A 17657-nucleotide genomic window follows, 5' to 3' on the forward strand; every position below is an offset into this window, starting at 1 on the left:
TCCCGGCCCGCACCGGCCACCAGGACCGGCGGTTCGGCCATGATGTCCGGATGCGTTTCCTGTTCGTCGGTGACTCCATGACCATCGGCCGCGCCGGTGACATCACCTGGCGCTACCGGATGTGGCAGCACCTCGAAGCGGCCTTCGGCGGCCCGTACCGGATCGTCGGCCCCCGTACGGAGCTGTACGACCCCGAGGCCGGCGCGCCCGTCTCGTACGCGTACGGCGCCCCGGACTTCCCGGCCGACGCGCGCCACCACCTTGCCGGCTGGGGTGTGGGGTTTCACCACATGTGGCCGCTGATCGGCGAGGCGGTACGGTCCTGGCGGGCCGGCGTCCTGCTGGTCTCGCTGGGGCTGATCGACCTCGGTTTCTATACGGACAGCGCGCGGACCGAGCGCAACGCCCGCGCGTTCATCGCCGAGGCCCGCGCGGCGAATCCGCGTATCCGGGCCGTGTTCCTGCCGGTCATCCCGAATATCAGGGCGGAGTCCGACCCGGCCTTCGCCGCCGAGGTCGGCCGCTTCAACGAACTGCTCGGCAAGGCGGTCGCCGACCTGGACCGGCCCGGCTCCCCGCTGCTGCTGGCCTCGCGCCCGGCGGCGTACGACATCCACACGGACACCTACGACGGCACGCACCCGGCACCCTCGGGCGAACACAAACTCGCGGGCGCCTTCGCCGACGCGATGCACCAGGCGTGGGGGCTGGGCGCGCCGTACGAGAGGCACGACTGAGCGCGCCGGCCAGGGGGGGGAGGCGCGGATCGGTGACGGCCGTCACCCCGTCGGCACGGGGGCCGGCACCACCCTCCTGGAAGGCGCGTTCGCGCCGGTGACCGAGGAACTCACCGCGTTCGGCCTGCCCGTCACCGGCCGGATACCGCGCGAGCTGAACGGGCGCTATCTCCGCAACGGCCCCAATGTCCTCGGCCTTGAGGACCCCCGCGCGCACCACTGGATGCTCGGCGACGGCATGGTCCACGGCGTCCGCCTGCGCAACGGCCGCGCCGAGTGGTACCGCAACCGCTGGGTACGGTCCGCCGCCGTCGCCGGCAAGCTGGGCGAACCGTACGAAGGCCCGGTCCCGCCGGACGACTTCGCCGCGAACACCCATGTCATCCCGTACCACGGCCGCGTCCTGGCGGTGCAGGAGAGCGGGCCGACGCCGTACGAACTCGACGAGGAGCTGAACACGGTCCGTCCGTACGACTTCCGTGGCACCCTCGACGGCGCGTTCACCGCGCACACCAAGTTCGACGCCGAGGCCGACGAGCTGCACGCCATCACGTACTACCCGGTCTGGGACCATGTCCGGCACCTCGTCGTGGACCGTACGGGCCGGGTCGCGCGGACGACCAGGATCCCCGTCGCCGACAGCCCGATGATGCATGACTTCGCGCTGACCAGGAAGTACGTCGTCGTCTTCGACATGCCGGTGACCTTCGACCCGGCCGCCGCCGAGGCTGGCGCGCTCGTACCGTACGTCTGGAACGACCGGCACCCGGCGCGGGTCGGGGTGATGCCGCGCGAGGGCGGCCGGATCCGCTGGTTCGAGGTGCCCCCGGCCTTCTACTCGCACACGCTCAACGCCTACGACGAGGGCACGTCGGTGGTCGTCGACCTCACCACCATGCCCGCGCCCTTCTACACGGCGGGCCGGGGCACCGGCGGTCCCTCCGCCCTGGGCACGCCCGAACTGGAGCGCTGGACCGTCGATCTGGCGGCCGGCCGGGTCCGCAGGCGCACGCTCGACGACCGGCCGCAGGAGTTCCCGCGGGTGCACGAGGGGCTGGTGTCGCGGCGGCACCGGTACGCCTATGCGGCGTCGGCGGCGGAGATGTGGCAGGCGTATCTGACGGCCGACGGGGTGCCGCAGGACCGGGCGTTCAGCAATGCGCTGATCAAGCACGACCTGCTCCGGGGCACCACCGAGGTGCACCGCTTCGAGCGGGGCGCGGCGGCGGGCGAGGCGGTGTTCGTGCCGTCTCTTGAGAGCGCGTCCCGGGACAGGGGCAGCGGCGTCGGCAAGGGCGCCGAGGACGACGGTTACACGCTCGCCTATGTGCACAACCCCGAGCGGGGCGCGGCCGACCTGGTGATCCTCGCCGCGCAGGACTTCACGGGCGAGCCGGTGGCCCGGATCCATCTGCCGGGACGGGTGCCGCTGGGCTTCCACGGGAGCTGGATACCGGACGCGTAGAACTCGCGCGCGTCGCGGGCGGCGGAGCCGGTACGGTGCGGGGGGCCGTACCGGCTCCGCAGATCCGCGCCGCGTACGAGGAGAGCGCTCCCCATGGATGAGGCCCAGGCCCCGCCCGCCCAGCAGCCGCCCGCCGATCACCGGCCCAGCGCCGAGCCGCTGCCGCTCTACCCGCCCGTCGAACCGTACGAGCAGGGCATGCTCGATGTCGGCGACGGCAATCTCGTCCACTGGGAGGTGTGCGGCAGTCCCGGCGGCAAGCCCGCGCTGGTCGTGCACGGCGGCCCCGGCTCGGGCCGTTCCCCGTACAGCAGGCGGTTCTTCGACCCCGAGCGCTACCGCGTCGTCCTCTTCGACCAGCGCAACTGCGGCCGCAGCACCCCGCACGCGAGCGACCCCGCCACCGACATGCGCCACAACACCACCGACCATCTGATAGCCGACATGGAGCGGCTGCGGGTCCAACTCGGCATCGAGCGCTGGCTGTTGTACGGCGGGTCCTGGGGCTCGACGCTGATCCTGGCGTACGCCGAGCGGCATCCGGAGCGGGTCTCGGAGATCGTCATCGCGGGGGTGACGACGACCCGGCGCTCCGAGATCGACTGGCTGTACAAGGGCGCCGGGCGGATCTTCCCCGAGGCCTGGGAGCGCTTTCAGGCGGGCGCGGGCCTCCCGGAGAGCGAGCGCGACGGCGATCTCGTCGCATCCGGCGGCGATCTCGTCGCGGCCTACGCCCGGCTGACGGAGAGCCCGGATCCGGCCGTACGGGAACGGGCGACGGCCGACTGGTGCGCCTGGGAGGACGCCGTACTGTCCCAGGAGCCGAACGGCTCGCCCGCCCCGTACACCGGCAGGCCCCCGGCCGACCGGCTGGCCCTCGTCCGCATCTGCGCGCGCTACTTCGCGCACGGCGCCTGGCTGGAGGAGGGCGTGCTGCTGCGGGAGGCGGGGCGGCTGGCGGGGATCCCGGGGGTGCTGGTGCACGGCCGGTTCGATCTGGCCGGGCCGCTCGGCACGGCATGGGAGCTGGCGAAGGCCTGGCCGGACGCGCGGCTGGTGGTGGTCGAGGACGCGGGGCACATGGGGAGCGACGCCGGGCGCGGTGAAGTACGGGCGGCGCTGGACGCGTTCGCGCGCTGAGCCGGGGGCCCGGGCCTGAGAGCGCGACCAGGGCGAGCGGCCACGGGCCTGCGGCGGCCGAATCGGCCACAGGGCGGATCCGGGCTTGCCTTGAGTGCGCTCGAACGCGTTGGCTGTGGAGTCATGAAGTACACGCAGCTCGGACGCACCGGACTCAAGGTCAGCCGACTCGTCCTCGGGACGATGAACTTCGGTCCTCTCACCAATGAGGCCGACAGCCACACCATCATGGACGCCGCGCTCGACGCGGGCATCAATTTCTTCGACACCGCCAATGTCTACGGCTGGGGCGAGAACAAGGGCCGTACGGAGGAGATCCTCGGCACCTGGTTCGCCAAGGGCGGCGACCGCCGGGACAAGGTCGTCCTCGCCACGAAGGTCTACGGGAACATGGCCGCGGACGGCGACGCCTGGCCCAACCACGACAAGCTCTCGGCCTTCAACATCCGCCGTGCGGTCGACGCGAGCCTGAAGCGGCTCCAGACCGACCACATCGATCTGTACCAGTTCCACCACATCGACCGTGCCACCCCGGTCGAGGAGATCTGGCAGGCCATCGACACCCTGATCCAGCAGGGCAAGATCCTTTACGCGGGGTCGTCCAACTTCCCGGGCTGGAAGATCGCGCAGACCAATGAGACGGCCCGCAGGCTGGGCTCGTACGGCCTGGTCAGCGAGCAGTGCCTGTACAACCTGGCCGAGCGCCGCGCCGAGATGGAGGTCATCCCGGCCGCGCAGGAGTACGGCCTCGGGGTCATCCCGTGGTCGCCGCTCCAGAGCGGTCTGCTGGGCGGCGCGCTGCGCAAGGAGCGCGAGGGCAGCGCCGGCAGCCGCACGACCCGCCGGCTCACCGACTCGGCGATCCGGACGCAGATCCAGTCGTACGAGGACCTCCTGGACAAGCACGCCATCGACCCGGGCGATGCGGCGCTGGCCTGGCTGCTGACCCGGCCGGGAGTGACGGGCCCGATCGTCGGCCCGCGCACGGCCGAGCAGCTCGAATCCGCCCTGCGCGCGGTGGAGCTGGAGCTGTCGGACGAGGTCCTGTCCTCGCTCGACGAGATCTTCCCGGGTCCTGGGCCTTCGCCGGAGGCGTTCGCCTGGTAGCAGGCGGTACGGGACGGGCGGCCGGGGCGGGTTGTCGCGCCACTGCGTGACTAGGTGACTGCGTGACTAGCCGACCGCGGCCGCCACGGCGATGATCGCGAACATCAGCACCAGCACGCCGGCCATGATCTGGTTTCGGGTCTTGGGGTCCACGTGTCGAGGTTAACGGCCGGGCGCGGCGCGCTTCTCGCCCGGGTCGCGGTTGCCGGTGCGGGCCGCGCCGGCCGCCGCCGCCCGGCCGAGCGGGTAGCGGGCGACCGTCTCGTACCGCGGCTGCTCGCCGGGCACCCCGCTCACCGGCAGACTGCTCTGTACGAGCGCCAGCTCGGTGACGTCCCAGGGGGTGCCCTCGAAGCCGCCGGTGCCTTCGGTGCCGCTGAGGGCTTCGACGTACGGCCCCAGGTCCATGGGCGTACGGCTGCGGGCGACGGTCAGATGCGGCCGGTAGCGGCGGTGCCGGTCCATCGGCACCCCGGCCCGGTGGGCGGCGGCCTCGGCGCGCTCGGCGAGGAGGTGCAGCGCGTCGATGCCCCCGGCGGCCCCGGCCCAGAGCACCTGCCCGCCGAACTGCCCGCCGCCGTGCAGCCGCAGCGGAAACGGCTCGGTCCTGCGCGCGGCGCGCTCCAGCCGTACGGTCAGCTCGGGCAGCACCCGGTCCTCGACCTCCCCCATGAACGCGAGCGTGAAGTGCCACCCGTCCCGCCCGGCCCACCGCAACGCGTCACCCCCGGCCATCCCCCTGACCCGCCCCAGCGCCCGCGCCAGCTCCTGGGCCGCCTCAGCGGGCGGCAGCACGGCGGTGAAAAGTCTCATACGCACAAGTCTTCCCACGGCACGAGTCCGTACGTAACCCGATTACCGTGCGTATCGTTGTACCGGGTGCTGCCGCACCCCGCGGCGGCGGGGAGGAGCGCCACGATGACCGTCTACGCCACCGGTGCCAGCTCCCGGTCCTTCGTTATGAGTTCCACTCGGGGGCGGCCCGCGTGGAGGGCTATTTTGATGCGGACCCCCGCCACCCTGGTCAGGACCACCGCGATCGTCGCCGCCGCCAGCAGTGAGACCGCACCGCCCGTCGCGAAGCCGATGCGCGCGCCGTACGTGTCGGTGATCCAGCCGAGGAGCGGGCCGCCGACCGGGGTGCCGCCGACGAAGACCATCATGTAGAGGCTCATCACCCGGCCCCGCATCTCCGGGTCCGAGGCCATCTGGACACTCGTATTGGCGCTTATGTTGGTCGTCATGCCGATCATGCCGATCGGTACGAGCAGCAGCGAGAACAGCCAGACCGTCGGCGACACGGACACCGCGATCTCCAGCAGCCCGAAGCCCATCGCCGCGAGAAGCATCAGCCGCACCTTGGTGGAGCGGCGGCGGGCGGCGAGCAGGGCGCCGGCCAGGGAGCCGGCCGCCAGCAGGATGTTGAAGAAGGCGTACATCCCGGCGCCGCCGTCGAAGATCTCATGCGCGAAGGCCGTCAGCCAGATCGGGAAGTTGAAGCCGAACGTGCCGACGAAGCCGATGAGGACGATCGGCCAGATCAGCTCCGGGCGTCCGCGCACATAGCGCAGCCCCTCTCTGAGCTGCCCCTTTCCGCGCGGGACGAGGTCGGTCTTGTGTAGTTCCTGCGGTCTCATCAGCAGCAGGCCGGCCAGCGGGGCCAGGAACGACAGGCCATTCAGCATGAAGGCCCAGCCGCTGCCGACCGTCGTGATCAGCGCGCCCGCCACCGCGGGCCCGATCAGCCGCGCGGACTGGAAGTTCGCGGAGTTCAGGCTGACCGCGTTGCGGAGCTGGTCCGGCCCGACCATCTCGGAGACGAACGACTGCCGGGCCGGATTGTCGACGACCGTCACCATTCCGAGCAGGAACGCGATCAGATACACATGCCAGACATGCACCTGCCCGGACAGGGTCAGGACCGCCAGCGAAACACCCAGCAGCCCCATCGCGGCCTGGGTGAAGAGCAGCAGCAGCCGCTTCGGGTAGCGGTCGGCGACGACCCCGCCGTACAGACCGAAGAGCAGCATGGGCAGAAACTGGAGGGCCGTCGTGATACCGACGGCGGCCGAGGAACCCGTGAGGCTGAGGACCAGCCAGTCCTGGGTCACCCGGGACATCCACGTACCGGTGTTGGAGACGACGGCACCCGTCGCGAACAAGCGGTAGTTGCGGATCTTCAGCGACGAGAACGTCCCGCCGCCGGTCGCCCGGGGGTCCCGGGCCGTGCTGTCGTGGGTGGGTATCGGTGCGGGGGCGGATTCTGCTCCGGGTCCCGTACTCAAAGTGGGTTCGCCTCCTTACGGCGCGCGGATCACAGGTGGGCGAGCTTCTCCAGTACGGGGGCGGCAGCGCGCAGCTTCGCCCACTCGTCCTCGTCCAGGCCCTCGGCGAGGGACGCCAGCCAGACATTGCGCCTGCGGCGGCTCTCTTCGAGCATCGCCTCGGCCTCCTCGGTCTGGCTGACCACCTTCTGCCGACGGTCGTCGGGATGCGGCTCCAGTCTGACCAGCCCCTTCGCCTCCAGCAGCGCCACGATGCGGGTCATCGAGGGCGGCTGGACATGCTCCTTGCGGGCCAGCTCGCCCGGCGTGGCGGAGCCGCAGCGGGCGAGCGTGCCCAGCACCGACATCTCGGTCGGACTGAGCGACTCGTCCACCCGCTGATGCTTGAGTCGCCGACCCAGCCGCATGACGGCGGAGCGCAGGGCGTTCACGGCGGCGTCGTTCTCGTTCTTGTCACCGTCGTCACCGTGGGACAGGTCAGGCATGTTTGTTAGCGTAACTCATTACCCTACCTAAATACCAGTCGGTCGCTCCACGCGCCCCAGGGATCCACGAACCGGCCCGCGAATCCCCACACATCACTCATACGAGTGAGCCTGCTCCGGAAAGTGACACGACCGGGCGCGGGCGCGCCCGACGCTGGTCCGTATGGGATCGACAGTGCTCAGCCTGCGGATAGACGGTGAGCTGCTCGACCGCCTCAGGCGGCGGGCCGCCAGACGCGGAATGAGCGTCCAGGACTATGTGGTCGGCACACTCGTCCGCGACGACTTCGACGAACGGTTCATGGCGGCGGTGGAGGAGACGGAGCGGTTCTACGCGACGGGTGCGACGGACGTGACGGGCGTGACCGCGAGGGCGTCCGGGGCCGGGGAGCTGGCCCCCGCGAGCGGGCGGGCGGCCGTCGCCGCGCACAGACCCCCGGAGGGGTCCGCCTAGACTGAGGGCCATGACCGGTTCTTCGACGAGAGCGCCCCGGCGCGCCGCGCCCGAGCCTCTGGAGGGGCCGGTCGTCGGCACCATCACGGGCGGCACGATCATCTGGTTCGTCCTCTTCCTGGTGCAGCTCCCGTTCTACGGGTGGTTCAGCGACCACGGGCACGCCTGGTGGATCTGGACCTGTCTGGCCGGCGGCGGTCTCGGGCTGATCGGCATCTGGTACGTACGGGGCAGGGACGCGGCGCTGAAGCGGGCAGCCGCGGCGAAGGAGGCGGAGGAGAAGGGCGAGGCGGGCCCGCCCCCGCACGACCCGGCGGCCTGACCGAACCCCCGGCGCCCTGCACTCCCGGCCGCCGCTCCGGCGCGCGCCCCGCGTACCCGACCGCCGCGTCCTGCACGTCCGGTCGCCCGTCCCGCGCCCCCCTACCCGCTCGTACTCGCCCTCGCGTACTGCCGCAGGACCATTCCCTCTCGTGCCGGGTAGTCCCAGGGTCGGATCTCCGGGCCCCCGGCGGGTGATCGCTGTCCCGGCACCGTACCGTCGGAACCATGACGCAACGGGCGAAGATCGACACCGACGGCCCCGAGCCGCACGGCCGCGGATCTCATGGCCCCACCATCGACGCGGGCGCCGAACTCGACCCCGTACACCCCATCAAGCTTCCGCGGCCCTCCGGCCGCCACACCGGCCTGACCGCCGCCGAGGTCGCGCGGCACGTCGCCCGCGGCGAGGTCAACGACGTACCCGTCCGAAGCAGCCGCTCCACGGCCGAGATCATCCGCGCCAACGTCTTCACCCGCTTCAACGCGGTCATCGGCGTGCTCTGGGTGATCATGGCGTTCGTCGCGCCGATCCAGGACACCCTTTTCGGCTATGTGATCCTCGCCAACACCGGCATCGGCGTCATCCAGGAACTGCGCTCCAAGAGAAAGCTCGACGGACTCGCGGTGATCGGCGAGGCCAGGCCGACCGTACGGCGTGACGGCGTCGCCACCGCGATCTCCACCTCGCAGATCGTCCTCGGGGACCTCATCGAACTGGGCCCCGGCGACAAGGTCGTCGTCGACGGCGAGGTCATCGAGGGCGAAAGCCTCGAAGTCGACGAGTCGCTGCTCACCGGCGAGGCCGACCCGGTGCTCAAGCGCCCCGGCGACTCCGTGATGTCCGGCAGCTTCGTGGTCGTCGGCACCGGGGCGTTCCGGGCCACCAAGGTCGGCCGCGACGCGTACGCCGCGCAGCTCGCCGAGGAGGCGTCCCGCTTCACACTCGTCAACTCCGAGCTGCGCAACGGCGTCAGCACCATCCTCAAGTACGTCACCTGGATGATGATTCCGGCGGCCCTCGGGCTCATCCTCAGCCAGCTCTTCGTCAAGCAGACCGATGTCAAGGACACCATCGCCAGAACCGTCGGCGGTACCGTCCCGATGATCCCCGAGGGCCTGGTACTGCTGACCTCCGTGGCCTTCGCGATCGGGGTCCTCCGGCTCGCCCGCAAACAGTGCCTCGTCCAGGAGCTGCCCGCCATCGAGGGGCTGGCGCGCGTCGATGTCGTCTGTCTCGACAAGACGGGCACGCTCACCGAGGGCGGGATGGACATCCGTGAGCTGCGGCCCCTGGGCAGTGCGGACGAGGCGTACGTACGGAAGGTGCTCGGCGCGATCGGGGCGACCGACCCGCGTCCCAACGCCAGCCTCCAGGCGATCGTCGACGCGTACGGAGATGAGCGCGGCGAGTGGCCCGTGACGGCGGCGCTGCCCTTCTCCTCCGCGCGCAAGTACAGCGGCGCCGCCTTCGCCGAGGCGGAGTCCGGGTCCTGGGCCGGGGTCAGCGGGACGAGGCACTTGTCGGGATGGCTGCTCGGCGCGCCCGATGTGCTGCTGCCGCCCGGCGATCCCACTCTCGCCGGGGTCGACCGCCTCAACGAGCAGGGCCTGCGGGTCCTGCTGCTGGCCCGTGCCGTCGGCGCGCCCGACAAGCTGGACGCCCCGGACGCGGCGGCCGGCGCCGAGGCGACCGCACTCGTCGTACTGGAGCAGCGGCTGCGGCCGGACGCCGCCGACACCCTCGCGTACTTCGCCCAGCAGGACGTCGACGCGAAGGTCATCTCCGGCGACAACGCCGTCTCGGTCGGCGCGGTGGCCGGGAAGCTGGGCCTCCCGGGCGCGGAGCGTACGGTCGACGCCCGGCACCTGCCCGCCGTACGGGAGGAGATGGCCGAGGCCGTCGAGTCCGCGACGGTCTTCGGGCGGGTCACCCCACGGCAGAAGCGGGACATGGTGGGCGCGCTCCAGTCACGCGGACACACGGTCGCGATGACCGGGGACGGCGTCAACGACGTCCTGGCGCTGAAGGACGCGGACATCGGCGTCTCGATGGGCTCGGGCTCGGAGGCGACCCGGGCCGTGGCCCAGATCGTGCTCCTCAACAACAGCTTCTCGACCCTGCCGTCGGTGGTGGCGGAGGGCCGCCGCGTCATCGGCAACATCACCCGGGTCGCGACGCTCTTCCTGGCGAAGACGGTCTATTCGGTGCTGCTGGCGGTCCTGGTGGCGTGCTTCCAGGTGGAGTACCCGTTCCTGCCCCGGCATCTGACACTGCTGTCGACGCTGACGATCGGCGTACCGGCGTTCTTCCTGGCGCTGGCCCCGAACAAGGAGCGGGCGCGGCCCAACTTCGTACGCCGGGTGATGCGTTACTCGATCCCCTCGGGGGTCATCGCAGGGCTCGCCACCTTCGTCACGTATATGGTCGCCCGGCACTACTACACCGGCCCCGGCTCCCTCAACGCGGAGACCAGCGCCGCGACTCTCACGCTCTTCCTGGTCGCGATGTGGGTCCTGGCGATCGTGGCGCGCCCGTACACCTGGTGGCGCGTCGGCCTGGTGGCGGCGATGGGGGCGGCGTTCCTGGTGGTCCTGGGCGTGCCCGCGCTCCAGCACTTCTTCGCGCTGAAACTGGTGGGTACGACGATGCCGTGGGCGGCGGTGGGGATCGCGGTGGCGGCGTCGGGGGCGCTGGAGCTGTGCTGGCGGTGGGTGGAACGCAGATTCCCGGCGTAGCGGGAAGCTGCTCGTACGGGGCCTTCGGTACGGCGCTTCGGTACGGCGCTTCGGTACGGTGAAGGGGCCCGGCGGTCGTCCGCCGGGCCCCTCCTTCGTACCGCTGCGGCCTACTTCACATCCACGAAGTCGCCCGTGGCGTTGACCGGGGCGGTCGTGGCCGTACCGGCGAAGCTCCACCGGTAGTAGCCGTCGACCGACGCCTTGACGGTGGTCTTCAGCGCGCCGGTGGAGGAGGTCTTCACACCCTTGACGTTGGTGTAGGCGGTGCTGGTCTTCTTGCGGAACTGGAGGTTGACGGACTGGGCGCCGTAACCCGCGTACTTGTTCTTGTCCCAGTCGGCACGGGTCAGGCTGCCCGTGACCGTGATGGTGCCGCCCTTCTTGACCGGCTCCGGCGCGGCATTGACCGTCAGCTTCGACTCACGCTGGACCTTGATCTTGGAGACGGACTCCTTCACGGTGATGTCCGTATCGTCATTGCCCGCCGCGATGACCAGGACGTTCCAGGTCGTGGCGTCAATGTTCCTCAGCTGCTTGGCCGTGAGGGTGAAGGTGCCCGTGCAGGTCGAGGTCGTGGCGTTCACGGCCTTGCACTTGGCCAGTTCCTCGTTCTGGAGGAATCCGTTGCTGTTCGGGTCGTCGATGTTCTTGCCCGTCCAGAGCACACCGACGGCGGCCGCGATGCCCGAGTTGTCGGAAGCGGTGATCGAAAGGGAAACCTTTTTGCTCCCTGTCGCGGAAACCACGATGGGCTTGCCGCCGTTCACCACCGCCTTGCTGATCACGGCGGGGGTGTTGGCCTTGGCGGCAAGCGCCTGGCGCTTGGCCGAGGGCCCGGCCGCGTGGTCCTTCACGACCTCTTCGAGCTGTCCGACCGTCGAGCGGAGATCGTCCTGCTGCGCGGCCTGCGAGGCCGGTACGGCGAGGGCGGACAGGGCCAGGGCGCCGGAGGCGACGGCAACGGTGGCACGAATACGCATATGGTCCCCAAGTCTGGTTCTTTGGGTCCGTTGACCCGGAAAGCCAGACGTGGGGAACCGGTGAATGGTTGTACGCAAACGCGGAGAAAGACGGAGCCTTTGCGAAGATCAAACGAACGGGCCGGGTCCGGCCGGCTGCCGGTTCGTCCTCAAGCGCCGGACGGGCTGATTTTGAGCCCGTCCGGCGCTTGAGGACACAACACAGCAGCCCGTCCGGCGATTGAGGACACGGCGCGGCGCGTGGCCGGGCGCGGGCTAGTCGAACCAGCGGTCGCGCGCCAGCTCCTCCGTCCGGGACGGGTCCTCCAGCAGCGCCGCCACCTCGAAGCGCCGCGGCCACTGGCCCGCCGCCCACGCCAGCCCCGCTGCCACGCCCTCCAGGGTCGACGCGTGGACCACGCCCTCTGGGGTGCGGCGCCAGTCCAGTTCGACGCCGCCCGCGCGGAGTTCCTCGTGCTCGACGTACACCTCGGGCGTACCCGCGCCGAGCAGCACATGGACCGACTCCGGGACGGTGTGCTCCTCGCCCTCCGTCGTCACCTCCGCCACGACCGCCTCGCTCAGCCGCCGTACCTGAAGCAGCTCCGCCAGTTCGGCGAAGCGCGTCGGGGACACCGGCAGCAGCGGCAGCCCGCCCGTCAGCGGCAGCAGGTCGGGCGCGTCCGCGACCACCGCGTCCGCCGCGTCGACCACCCGTACCTCCCCGTCCACCACCGCCCGCAGCTCGTCCGGGAGCGTCACCTGTTCCGGGTCGAGGTCGGCGAGGGCGGTGTAGAGGCCGTGGAGCTGCTGCGGGGTGACCTCGCGGTCCGGGTCGGCGAGCCGGCCCAGCAGTTCGGCCGCGCCGCCCGGCTCGTCGAGCAGCGCGGCGACGGAAGTCCGTACCCCCAGCGCCCGCAGCACCTGCGCGTCGTCAAAGCCGGTCGCGTCCACCGAGTCGTACAGCCCCGCCAGCAGCGGATCGCCGCCCGCCGCGCGCAGTCCGGCCGGGCGCCGCCCGTCCAGTACGGGATGGTCGCGCAGCCACCAGGCGGTGTACGACCGTACGGTCTCCGTCGTGCCGTCCGGCAGCAGGATCCGTACGGACTGGGTCACCGCGTCCCGGTACGGGGGCCGCGCCAGCAGCGCCAGCGCCCGCGGCCACGCGTCGTCGTCCACCAGGTCCAGGTCCCGTACGGCGATGATCTCCGTGGCGACCGGCGGTACGGGTGTCTCGGGCAGCCGGTCCAGCACGTCCTCGCACCAGACGTCGACCGCGTCCAGCAGGCCCGCGTCGTCGGGCTCGGCGAAGTCGCCGTCGCGGGGCTCCAGTTCGTCCGGGTCGAGGACGACATCGGTGGCGCGTACGAGCGCGAAGTCGGCCAGCACACCACAGGCGGCGAGCGGCTGTTCGCCCCAGCGCTCGGCCAACTCGGCATCGCAGAAGGCGAGTTCGTCCTCGCGGAGGATGCCGGCGAACGGGCTGCCCGGCAGCACGAGTTCACCGGCGGGCGCGAGTTCGCCGTCCTCGTCGGGCAGGGCGAGCGCGCCGAGCCAGGGTTCGTCGCCGGCCTCCAGACCGGCGTCCCGTACGAGACCGAGGACGGTCTCGGCCAGTTCCTCGGCGTCGGGCGTGTCGGCGTCCTCATCCCAGATCTCGCCCGCGTCCAGGGAGGCGGCGACGGCCGTACGTACCTGAGGAGTCGTCAGTACGGCGCGCGGCGTGGCGGGCAGGGCGCCCAGCTTCTCCAGCAGGGGGTGCGTGGCCTCGGGGTGCGCGACCTTCAGGCCCAGCCGGGCGAGATCGGTGGCGGGTTCTGAGTCGGGCAACGGCAGCAGGACCTGGCGGGGGCCGATGGCCGTACGCCCGTTGGCCAGCGGCACCGGCAGCCCGGAAAGCCGCTCGGGGTCGACGCCGGCGAGCGATTCGTACAGCCGGTGCCACCAGGCGGGCGGGCGCTCGGCACCGGCGATCCGCTCGATGGCCTCGCCGAGCGGGAGCCGGCCGACGCCGAGGGTACGCAGCTCGGTACGGCGCTCGAAGCCGGCGGGCAGGAGGGTAGGCAGCACTTCGGCGAGGACGCGTACGGTGTCGGCACCGGCGCCTTCGACGACTTCGGCCTCGAAGGGGCGGAGGGCATTGGGGAGTTCGCGCTGTTCTTCGCCCGGGGCCTCGCTCGTGGGTACGGCTTGCGCGGCCGGGGCCAGGAAGGCGACCCGGGGCAGCCGCTCCAGGATCGCGGCCCGCAGCCGCCCGTCCAGTTCGCCCTTGCCGAGCGGTCCGGGCACCAGATCGATGGTGCCGGTGGTGACGGGCTCCCAGTCCCCGAGCAGTTCGGCGTACGCGTCGGCCGCCCGCTCGACCAGGAAGTCGGTGAGCGGTCCGGGCGCGGGGTGGCGCCGCGTGGTGTCGAGCGGCAGCGAGGCGATGAGCAGGGCGGGTACGCCGAGGGGCTCGTCGGTGGGGGTCGGGGCGTGCACGACGGGCGCGGTACGGGGGCGCCGGGGCGCGCCCTCGGCGTCCACGGGGACGGCCCAGGTGACCGACCAGTGGGGGCGCAGCCGCTCTTCCAGGGGGCGCCCTTCGAGGAGCGCGGGGGCGGTGGGGCCGTGGTGGGCGACGACGCGCCAGCGGTTGCGGATGGCACCGGACTGGTCCCGGCCGCCCTCGGCCCCGCCGTCCTGGAGCCCGCTGTCCTGGAGCCCGCTGTCCCGGAGCCCGCTGTCCCGGAGCCCGCTGTCCTCGATGTCGACGTACGGTCCGTCCTGCGAGCGGCGCAGCACCCGCTCCCCGTCCGGGGTCTCGACGACGATCTCGCTGAGCCCGGCGAGGGTCAGCAGCAGGGCGTCGTCGATCCCGGCGAGCAGCCGCTCGACGAGGTCGGCCGCGGTGCCGTCGCGCAACGGCAGGATGACAACCGTGTCGTACCCCTCGGGGGCCGTGCCCTCGGCGGGCAGGGGCAGCCGCAGCAGCGGTACGTGCCCTTCGCGGCGGCGCAGTTCGTCCCCGAGTCCCGGGCTGGTCTCGGCGGCCTGCCCGGCCAGCTCGCGGGCCTCGGCGAGGGACCAGCGGACACCGCCGTGCCGCCCGATGACGGCGGGCTCGTCGCTGACGGCGAGCACGGCCGCGAAGCCGACGCCGAACCGCCCGATCGCGCTCTCATGCCCCTCACGCTTGGCCGAGGCGCGCAGAGTGCTGAGCGACTCGACACCGGCGGCGTCGAGCGGGGCGCCGGTGTTGGCCGCGACCAGTACGGCGGGGCCGTCGGCCGTCCCGGGCCGCAGCGTCAGCCGGAACCGCCCGGGCGCCCCGGCGCGCGCGGCGGCATCGGCGGCGTTCTGCGCCAGCTCCACCACCAGCCGGTCACGGTAACCCCCGAGCGCCAGGTCCTCCTCGGCGTTGGCGTCCTCCCGGAACCGCGCGGGACTGGCCCCCCACGCGTCAAGCACCCCACGCCGCAGCCGCGCCGTCCCGAACGGGTCGGCCCCCTCGGTCGTCCTGACGCTCACGCTGTGACTCCACTCTGCTCCGACGGCTCCGACTACGGCCCACCATCCCCGTGCGGCCCGAAGGTACCGCGTACACCCCAACGAGGGGGTGCGGGGTAGCCGTCCGCCGGGGATACGGACCGGATACAGCCGCCGGCCGGGGCCCCACCGCTGAGAGCGCTATCAGTGCTGGTTCCCTTCGTACCGATGCGCCGAATTCAGCGGCCGCTATTCCTCGGCAAAACCGCGATGACGAGAATTCGCCACTCATTTGGGTGAATCTGTCATTCGCGCGGGAAGGGAGGGGAAACGACTCTGCCCAGGAGCGGCAAGGATTCCACGGAAACGGGAATTCCGCGGCGATTACAGAACGTAATGCTTGCCCATCTTGATTGCGCTATCGCGGCGCCTGGATCCTCGTTCCGTCCCGGGCATAGGACCCGCGGGTGTGCCGGGGGAACCGGGGCGGAAAGGAAGCGAAATGAGGATTCACAAATCTCTGGGCGTGATCCTGGCGATGGTGATGCTGGCGCTGGGGGTCGGTGGAGGACTGGCTCCGGCGGCCTATTCGGCGGACGGGGCGGACGCACCGGGTGGGGCCGGGTATTCGGCGGCCGATCTGAACACCGGGCGGACCACCAGCGGCAGTGCCCCGGCGGCGTCCGGGGCCGACAGAGAGGTGCCGCCGCAGGAGGCCTCGCTGAGCTGCTGGGACCCGTATTTCTCCGGTTCCACGTTCGCCGTGTCCTGCGACGGCAGCCGGTACTACGTCTATGTCGACTGCTCGAACGGCTATCGGTACGTCGTCGGACCGCTCTCCGGGCCCAAGCGCGTCACGCTCACCTGCCCGGGCGGATACCGGGCACTGCGAGGTGGTGGATACGGCAGCTGATTCCGCTGGAACGTCGCTCATGGGTGTGTGACGCTTCGCCCTGGCGGATGGCCGTCCGTCAGGGCGGATCAATACACCGCAGCTCCGTCGCCGCGGCTCTGTAGGCCGCAGCTCCGTACGCCGCGGCTCCGTGCACCTCGGCTCCGTACGTCTGAAGCAGGGCCAGGATTACGAGTGGCCCAGGTCCTCCAACTCGTCCTCTGGTTCCGCCGCCGGCACCGAGCCGCTGTCCGCAGCCGGGCGCAGCGGGAAGGTGTCCGCGCCCATCGAGTCCAGTACCGGCGGGGCCGGGCGCGGCGGCTTGGGCATGATCGCCGCCTCCGAGTGCCCGCCGCAGCCGTACGCCAGCGATACGACATGCCCGTCGGCCGGCGAGAACTCGTTCGCGCACACCCCGAAGGCCTGCCTCAGCGAACCGGCCAGCGGCAGCAGGAAACCGCAGGAGACACAGGGCGCGGGCGCCGCCTGCGCCATGGGCGTCTTCGCGCCGTACGCCTCGTCCCAGCGGTCGGCCGCGACATGCAGTCCGTACCGCGAGAGCACCCGCGCCCGGCGCATGCCCAGTTCCTCCGCGACCGACGCGATCGTGCCCCGCGTCGGCACCGCGCCGGCCTCGACCGCACCGCTCCCGACACCGGAAGCGCCGGCCGCGCCGCGACCGGGCGCGCCGCCCTCCGGAGCCAGGTCCTCCTCGGGCCCCGCGTCCTCCGCCTCGACCAGTTCCGCGAGGTTCTGGGGGGTCACCGCGTCCGCGGCCAGCACCGAGTTCGGCGGCGGCGCGTCCTCGCCCGAGTAGCCGGGCTCCAGCCGCAGATCCTCCGCCTCCGTGGGCAGCAGATCGCCCGGCCCCATGTCGCCGGGCCTGAGCCGCTCGCTCCAGGGCACCCACTCCGGAGCCAGCAGGGCGTCCGGCCCCGGCAGCAGCACCGTTTCATCGAGCGTGACGACCTTGGCCCGGGAGGCCCGTGCGACGGTCACCGCCCAGCGCCAGCCCCGGTACCCCGGCTCCTTGCACTCGAAGAAATGGGTGACGACCCGGTCGCCGTCCGCCACCGCCGAGACATGCTCCCCGACGACCCCGGGCGCGGCCGCCTCCTCGGCGGCCGCCCTGGCGAGGTCTACCGCCTCGACGCACAGGCGGTCAGGGGTACGGCTTCGCGTCGTCGCAGCACTCACAGGTCTCGCTTCTCTCCTACGCCGTATCACGGGTGCGCCGGCCGATTCGTGATGTACGAGCCGCGGGCGGAGCGGACCAGAGGGCCGCATCGACGTCCGCGCCCGACCTCGCCTCGGGCACACCTATCGTCTTCCATTCTGCGGGATGACGAAGAGGCGCGCGGCCGAGAACAACCGCCGGTGGCGCGCTACGCACGCTACCCCCTCCATCGCCCCCCGCCCACCTGCACGCCGCCTTTCCCGTACTTCGGGCAACACCGCAACAAGCCCGTGACCCGGCGAACGGGCCGCGGGGGGCCCCACAGACTGTTCCTCCCAAGACCCCCCCAGGACTCCAAAAGGTCCACCCCACCGCCCCCTCCCCCCCCCTCGCAAACCACCACCCCCCCCCCCCACAAAACCCAC

14 protein-coding genes are annotated in these 17657 nt (G+C 71.7%); 8 read left to right on the forward strand and 6 right to left on the reverse strand.

Annotated elements, in window-relative coordinates:
* Positions 1 to 50: 50 nt before the first annotated feature.
* The 4 genes from ACFU9P_RS25740 to ACFU9P_RS25755 all read left to right on the forward strand — a co-directional run bounded on the left by ACFU9P_RS25740 (position 51) and on the right by ACFU9P_RS25755 (position 4449).
* Positions 51 to 737, forward strand: coding sequence for a GDSL-type esterase/lipase family protein (locus tag ACFU9P_RS25740; protein ID WP_384085415.1), 687 nt, complete (start codon positions 51 to 53; stop codon positions 735 to 737).
* Between the two features lie 97 nt (positions 738 to 834).
* Positions 835 to 2202, forward strand: coding sequence for a carotenoid oxygenase family protein (locus ACFU9P_RS25745; protein ID WP_384084943.1), 1368 nt, complete (start codon positions 835 to 837; stop codon positions 2200 to 2202).
* A 93-nt stretch (positions 2203 to 2295) separates the two neighbouring features.
* On the forward strand, positions 2296 to 3342 hold the full coding sequence (pip, locus tag ACFU9P_RS25750) for a prolyl aminopeptidase (RefSeq protein ID WP_384084946.1): 1047 nt from the start codon (positions 2296 to 2298) through the stop codon (positions 3340 to 3342).
* Positions 3343 to 3465: 123 nt separating this feature from the next.
* Entirely contained in the window at positions 3466 to 4449 is a 984-nt protein-coding gene (locus ACFU9P_RS25755) for an aldo/keto reductase (RefSeq protein WP_384084949.1), read from the forward strand.
* 162 nt (positions 4450 to 4611) lie between these two features.
* Here the strand turns inward: ACFU9P_RS25755 and thpR are convergent, their stop codons facing one another.
* From thpR to ACFU9P_RS25770, 3 genes are all read right to left on the reverse strand, one after another.
* Complete coding sequence (thpR, locus tag ACFU9P_RS25760) at positions 4612 to 5262, reverse strand: RNA 2',3'-cyclic phosphodiesterase (RefSeq protein WP_384084951.1); 651 nt, start codon at positions 5260 to 5262, stop codon at positions 4612 to 4614.
* Between the two features lie 113 nt (positions 5263 to 5375).
* Complete coding sequence (locus tag ACFU9P_RS25765) at positions 5376 to 6734, reverse strand: MFS transporter (protein WP_384084954.1); 1359 nt, start codon at positions 6732 to 6734, stop codon at positions 5376 to 5378.
* Positions 6735 to 6763: 29 nt separating this feature from the next.
* Positions 6764 to 7219: a MarR family winged helix-turn-helix transcriptional regulator gene (locus tag ACFU9P_RS25770; RefSeq protein WP_376381501.1), complete on the reverse strand. Its 456-nt coding sequence runs from the start codon at positions 7217 to 7219 to the stop codon at positions 6764 to 6766.
* Positions 7220 to 7382: 163 nt separating this feature from the next.
* Here ACFU9P_RS25770 and ACFU9P_RS25775 point away from each other — a divergent pair, with 163 nt between their 5' ends.
* The 3 genes from ACFU9P_RS25775 to ACFU9P_RS25785 all read left to right on the forward strand — a co-directional run bounded on the left by ACFU9P_RS25775 (position 7383) and on the right by ACFU9P_RS25785 (position 10733).
* Positions 7383 to 7673: a hypothetical protein gene (locus tag ACFU9P_RS25775; RefSeq protein ID WP_384084957.1), complete on the forward strand. Its 291-nt coding sequence runs from the start codon at positions 7383 to 7385 to the stop codon at positions 7671 to 7673.
* Between the two features lie 10 nt (positions 7674 to 7683).
* Positions 7684 to 7995, forward strand: a complete 312-nt coding sequence (locus tag ACFU9P_RS25780) for a DUF2530 domain-containing protein (protein ID WP_384084960.1) — start codon at positions 7684 to 7686, stop codon at positions 7993 to 7995.
* Positions 7996 to 8222: 227 nt separating this feature from the next.
* Positions 8223 to 10733, forward strand: coding sequence for a cation-translocating P-type ATPase (locus ACFU9P_RS25785; RefSeq protein WP_384084963.1), 2511 nt, complete (start codon positions 8223 to 8225; stop codon positions 10731 to 10733).
* Between the two features lie 110 nt (positions 10734 to 10843).
* Here the strand turns inward: ACFU9P_RS25785 and ACFU9P_RS25790 are convergent, their stop codons facing one another.
* Positions 10844 to 11716, reverse strand: a complete 873-nt coding sequence (locus ACFU9P_RS25790) for a DUF5707 domain-containing protein (protein ID WP_384084966.1) — start codon at positions 11714 to 11716, stop codon at positions 10844 to 10846.
* A 255-nt stretch (positions 11717 to 11971) separates the two neighbouring features.
* Positions 11972 to 15205, reverse strand: a complete 3234-nt coding sequence (locus tag ACFU9P_RS25795; protein ID WP_384084969.1) for a sacsin N-terminal ATP-binding-like domain-containing protein — start codon at positions 15203 to 15205, stop codon at positions 11972 to 11974.
* 460 nt (positions 15206 to 15665) lie between these two features.
* Here ACFU9P_RS25795 and ACFU9P_RS25800 point away from each other — a divergent pair, with 460 nt between their 5' ends.
* Entirely contained in the window at positions 15666 to 16076 is a 411-nt protein-coding gene (locus tag ACFU9P_RS25800) for a hypothetical protein (protein ID WP_384084972.1), read from the forward strand.
* A gap of 168 nt (positions 16077 to 16244) precedes the next feature.
* Here ACFU9P_RS25800 and ACFU9P_RS25805 read toward each other — a convergent pair whose 3' ends face one another.
* Positions 16245 to 17252, reverse strand: a complete 1008-nt coding sequence (locus ACFU9P_RS25805; RefSeq protein WP_384084975.1) for a DUF3027 domain-containing protein — start codon at positions 17250 to 17252, stop codon at positions 16245 to 16247.
* Positions 17253 to 17657: the final 405 nt, after the last annotated feature.

The sequence above is a fragment of the Streptomyces sp. NPDC057617 genome (assembly GCF_042800555.1).
Classification (GTDB): domain Bacteria; phylum Actinomycetota; class Actinomycetes; order Streptomycetales; family Streptomycetaceae; genus Streptomyces.

What these genes read in the sequence shown, in the direction of transcription:
- ACFU9P_RS25740 (WP_384085415.1), top strand. Translation starts at nt 51, where the DNA reads ATGCGTTTCCTGTTCGTCGGTGACTCCATGACCATCGGCCGCGCCGGT.
- pip (WP_384084946.1), top strand. Translation starts at nt 2,296, where the DNA reads ATGGATGAGGCCCAGGCCCCGCCCGCCCAGCAGCCGCCCGCCGATCAC.
- ACFU9P_RS25755 (WP_384084949.1), top strand. Translation starts at nt 3,466, where the DNA reads ATGAAGTACACGCAGCTCGGACGCACCGGACTCAAGGTCAGCCGACTC.
- thpR (WP_384084951.1), bottom strand. Translation starts at nt 5,262, where the DNA reads ATGAGACTTTTCACCGCCGTGCTGCCGCCCGCTGAGGCGGCCCAGGAG.
- ACFU9P_RS25770 (WP_376381501.1), bottom strand. Translation starts at nt 7,219, where the DNA reads ATGCCTGACCTGTCCCACGGTGACGACGGTGACAAGAACGAGAACGAC.
- ACFU9P_RS25775 (WP_384084957.1), top strand. Translation starts at nt 7,383, where the DNA reads ATGGGATCGACAGTGCTCAGCCTGCGGATAGACGGTGAGCTGCTCGAC.
- ACFU9P_RS25780 (WP_384084960.1), top strand. Translation starts at nt 7,684, where the DNA reads ATGACCGGTTCTTCGACGAGAGCGCCCCGGCGCGCCGCGCCCGAGCCT.
- ACFU9P_RS25785 (WP_384084963.1), top strand. Translation starts at nt 8,223, where the DNA reads ATGACGCAACGGGCGAAGATCGACACCGACGGCCCCGAGCCGCACGGC.
- ACFU9P_RS25790 (WP_384084966.1), bottom strand. Translation starts at nt 11,716, where the DNA reads ATGCGTATTCGTGCCACCGTTGCCGTCGCCTCCGGCGCCCTGGCCCTG.
- ACFU9P_RS25800 (WP_384084972.1), top strand. Translation starts at nt 15,666, where the DNA reads ATGAGGATTCACAAATCTCTGGGCGTGATCCTGGCGATGGTGATGCTG.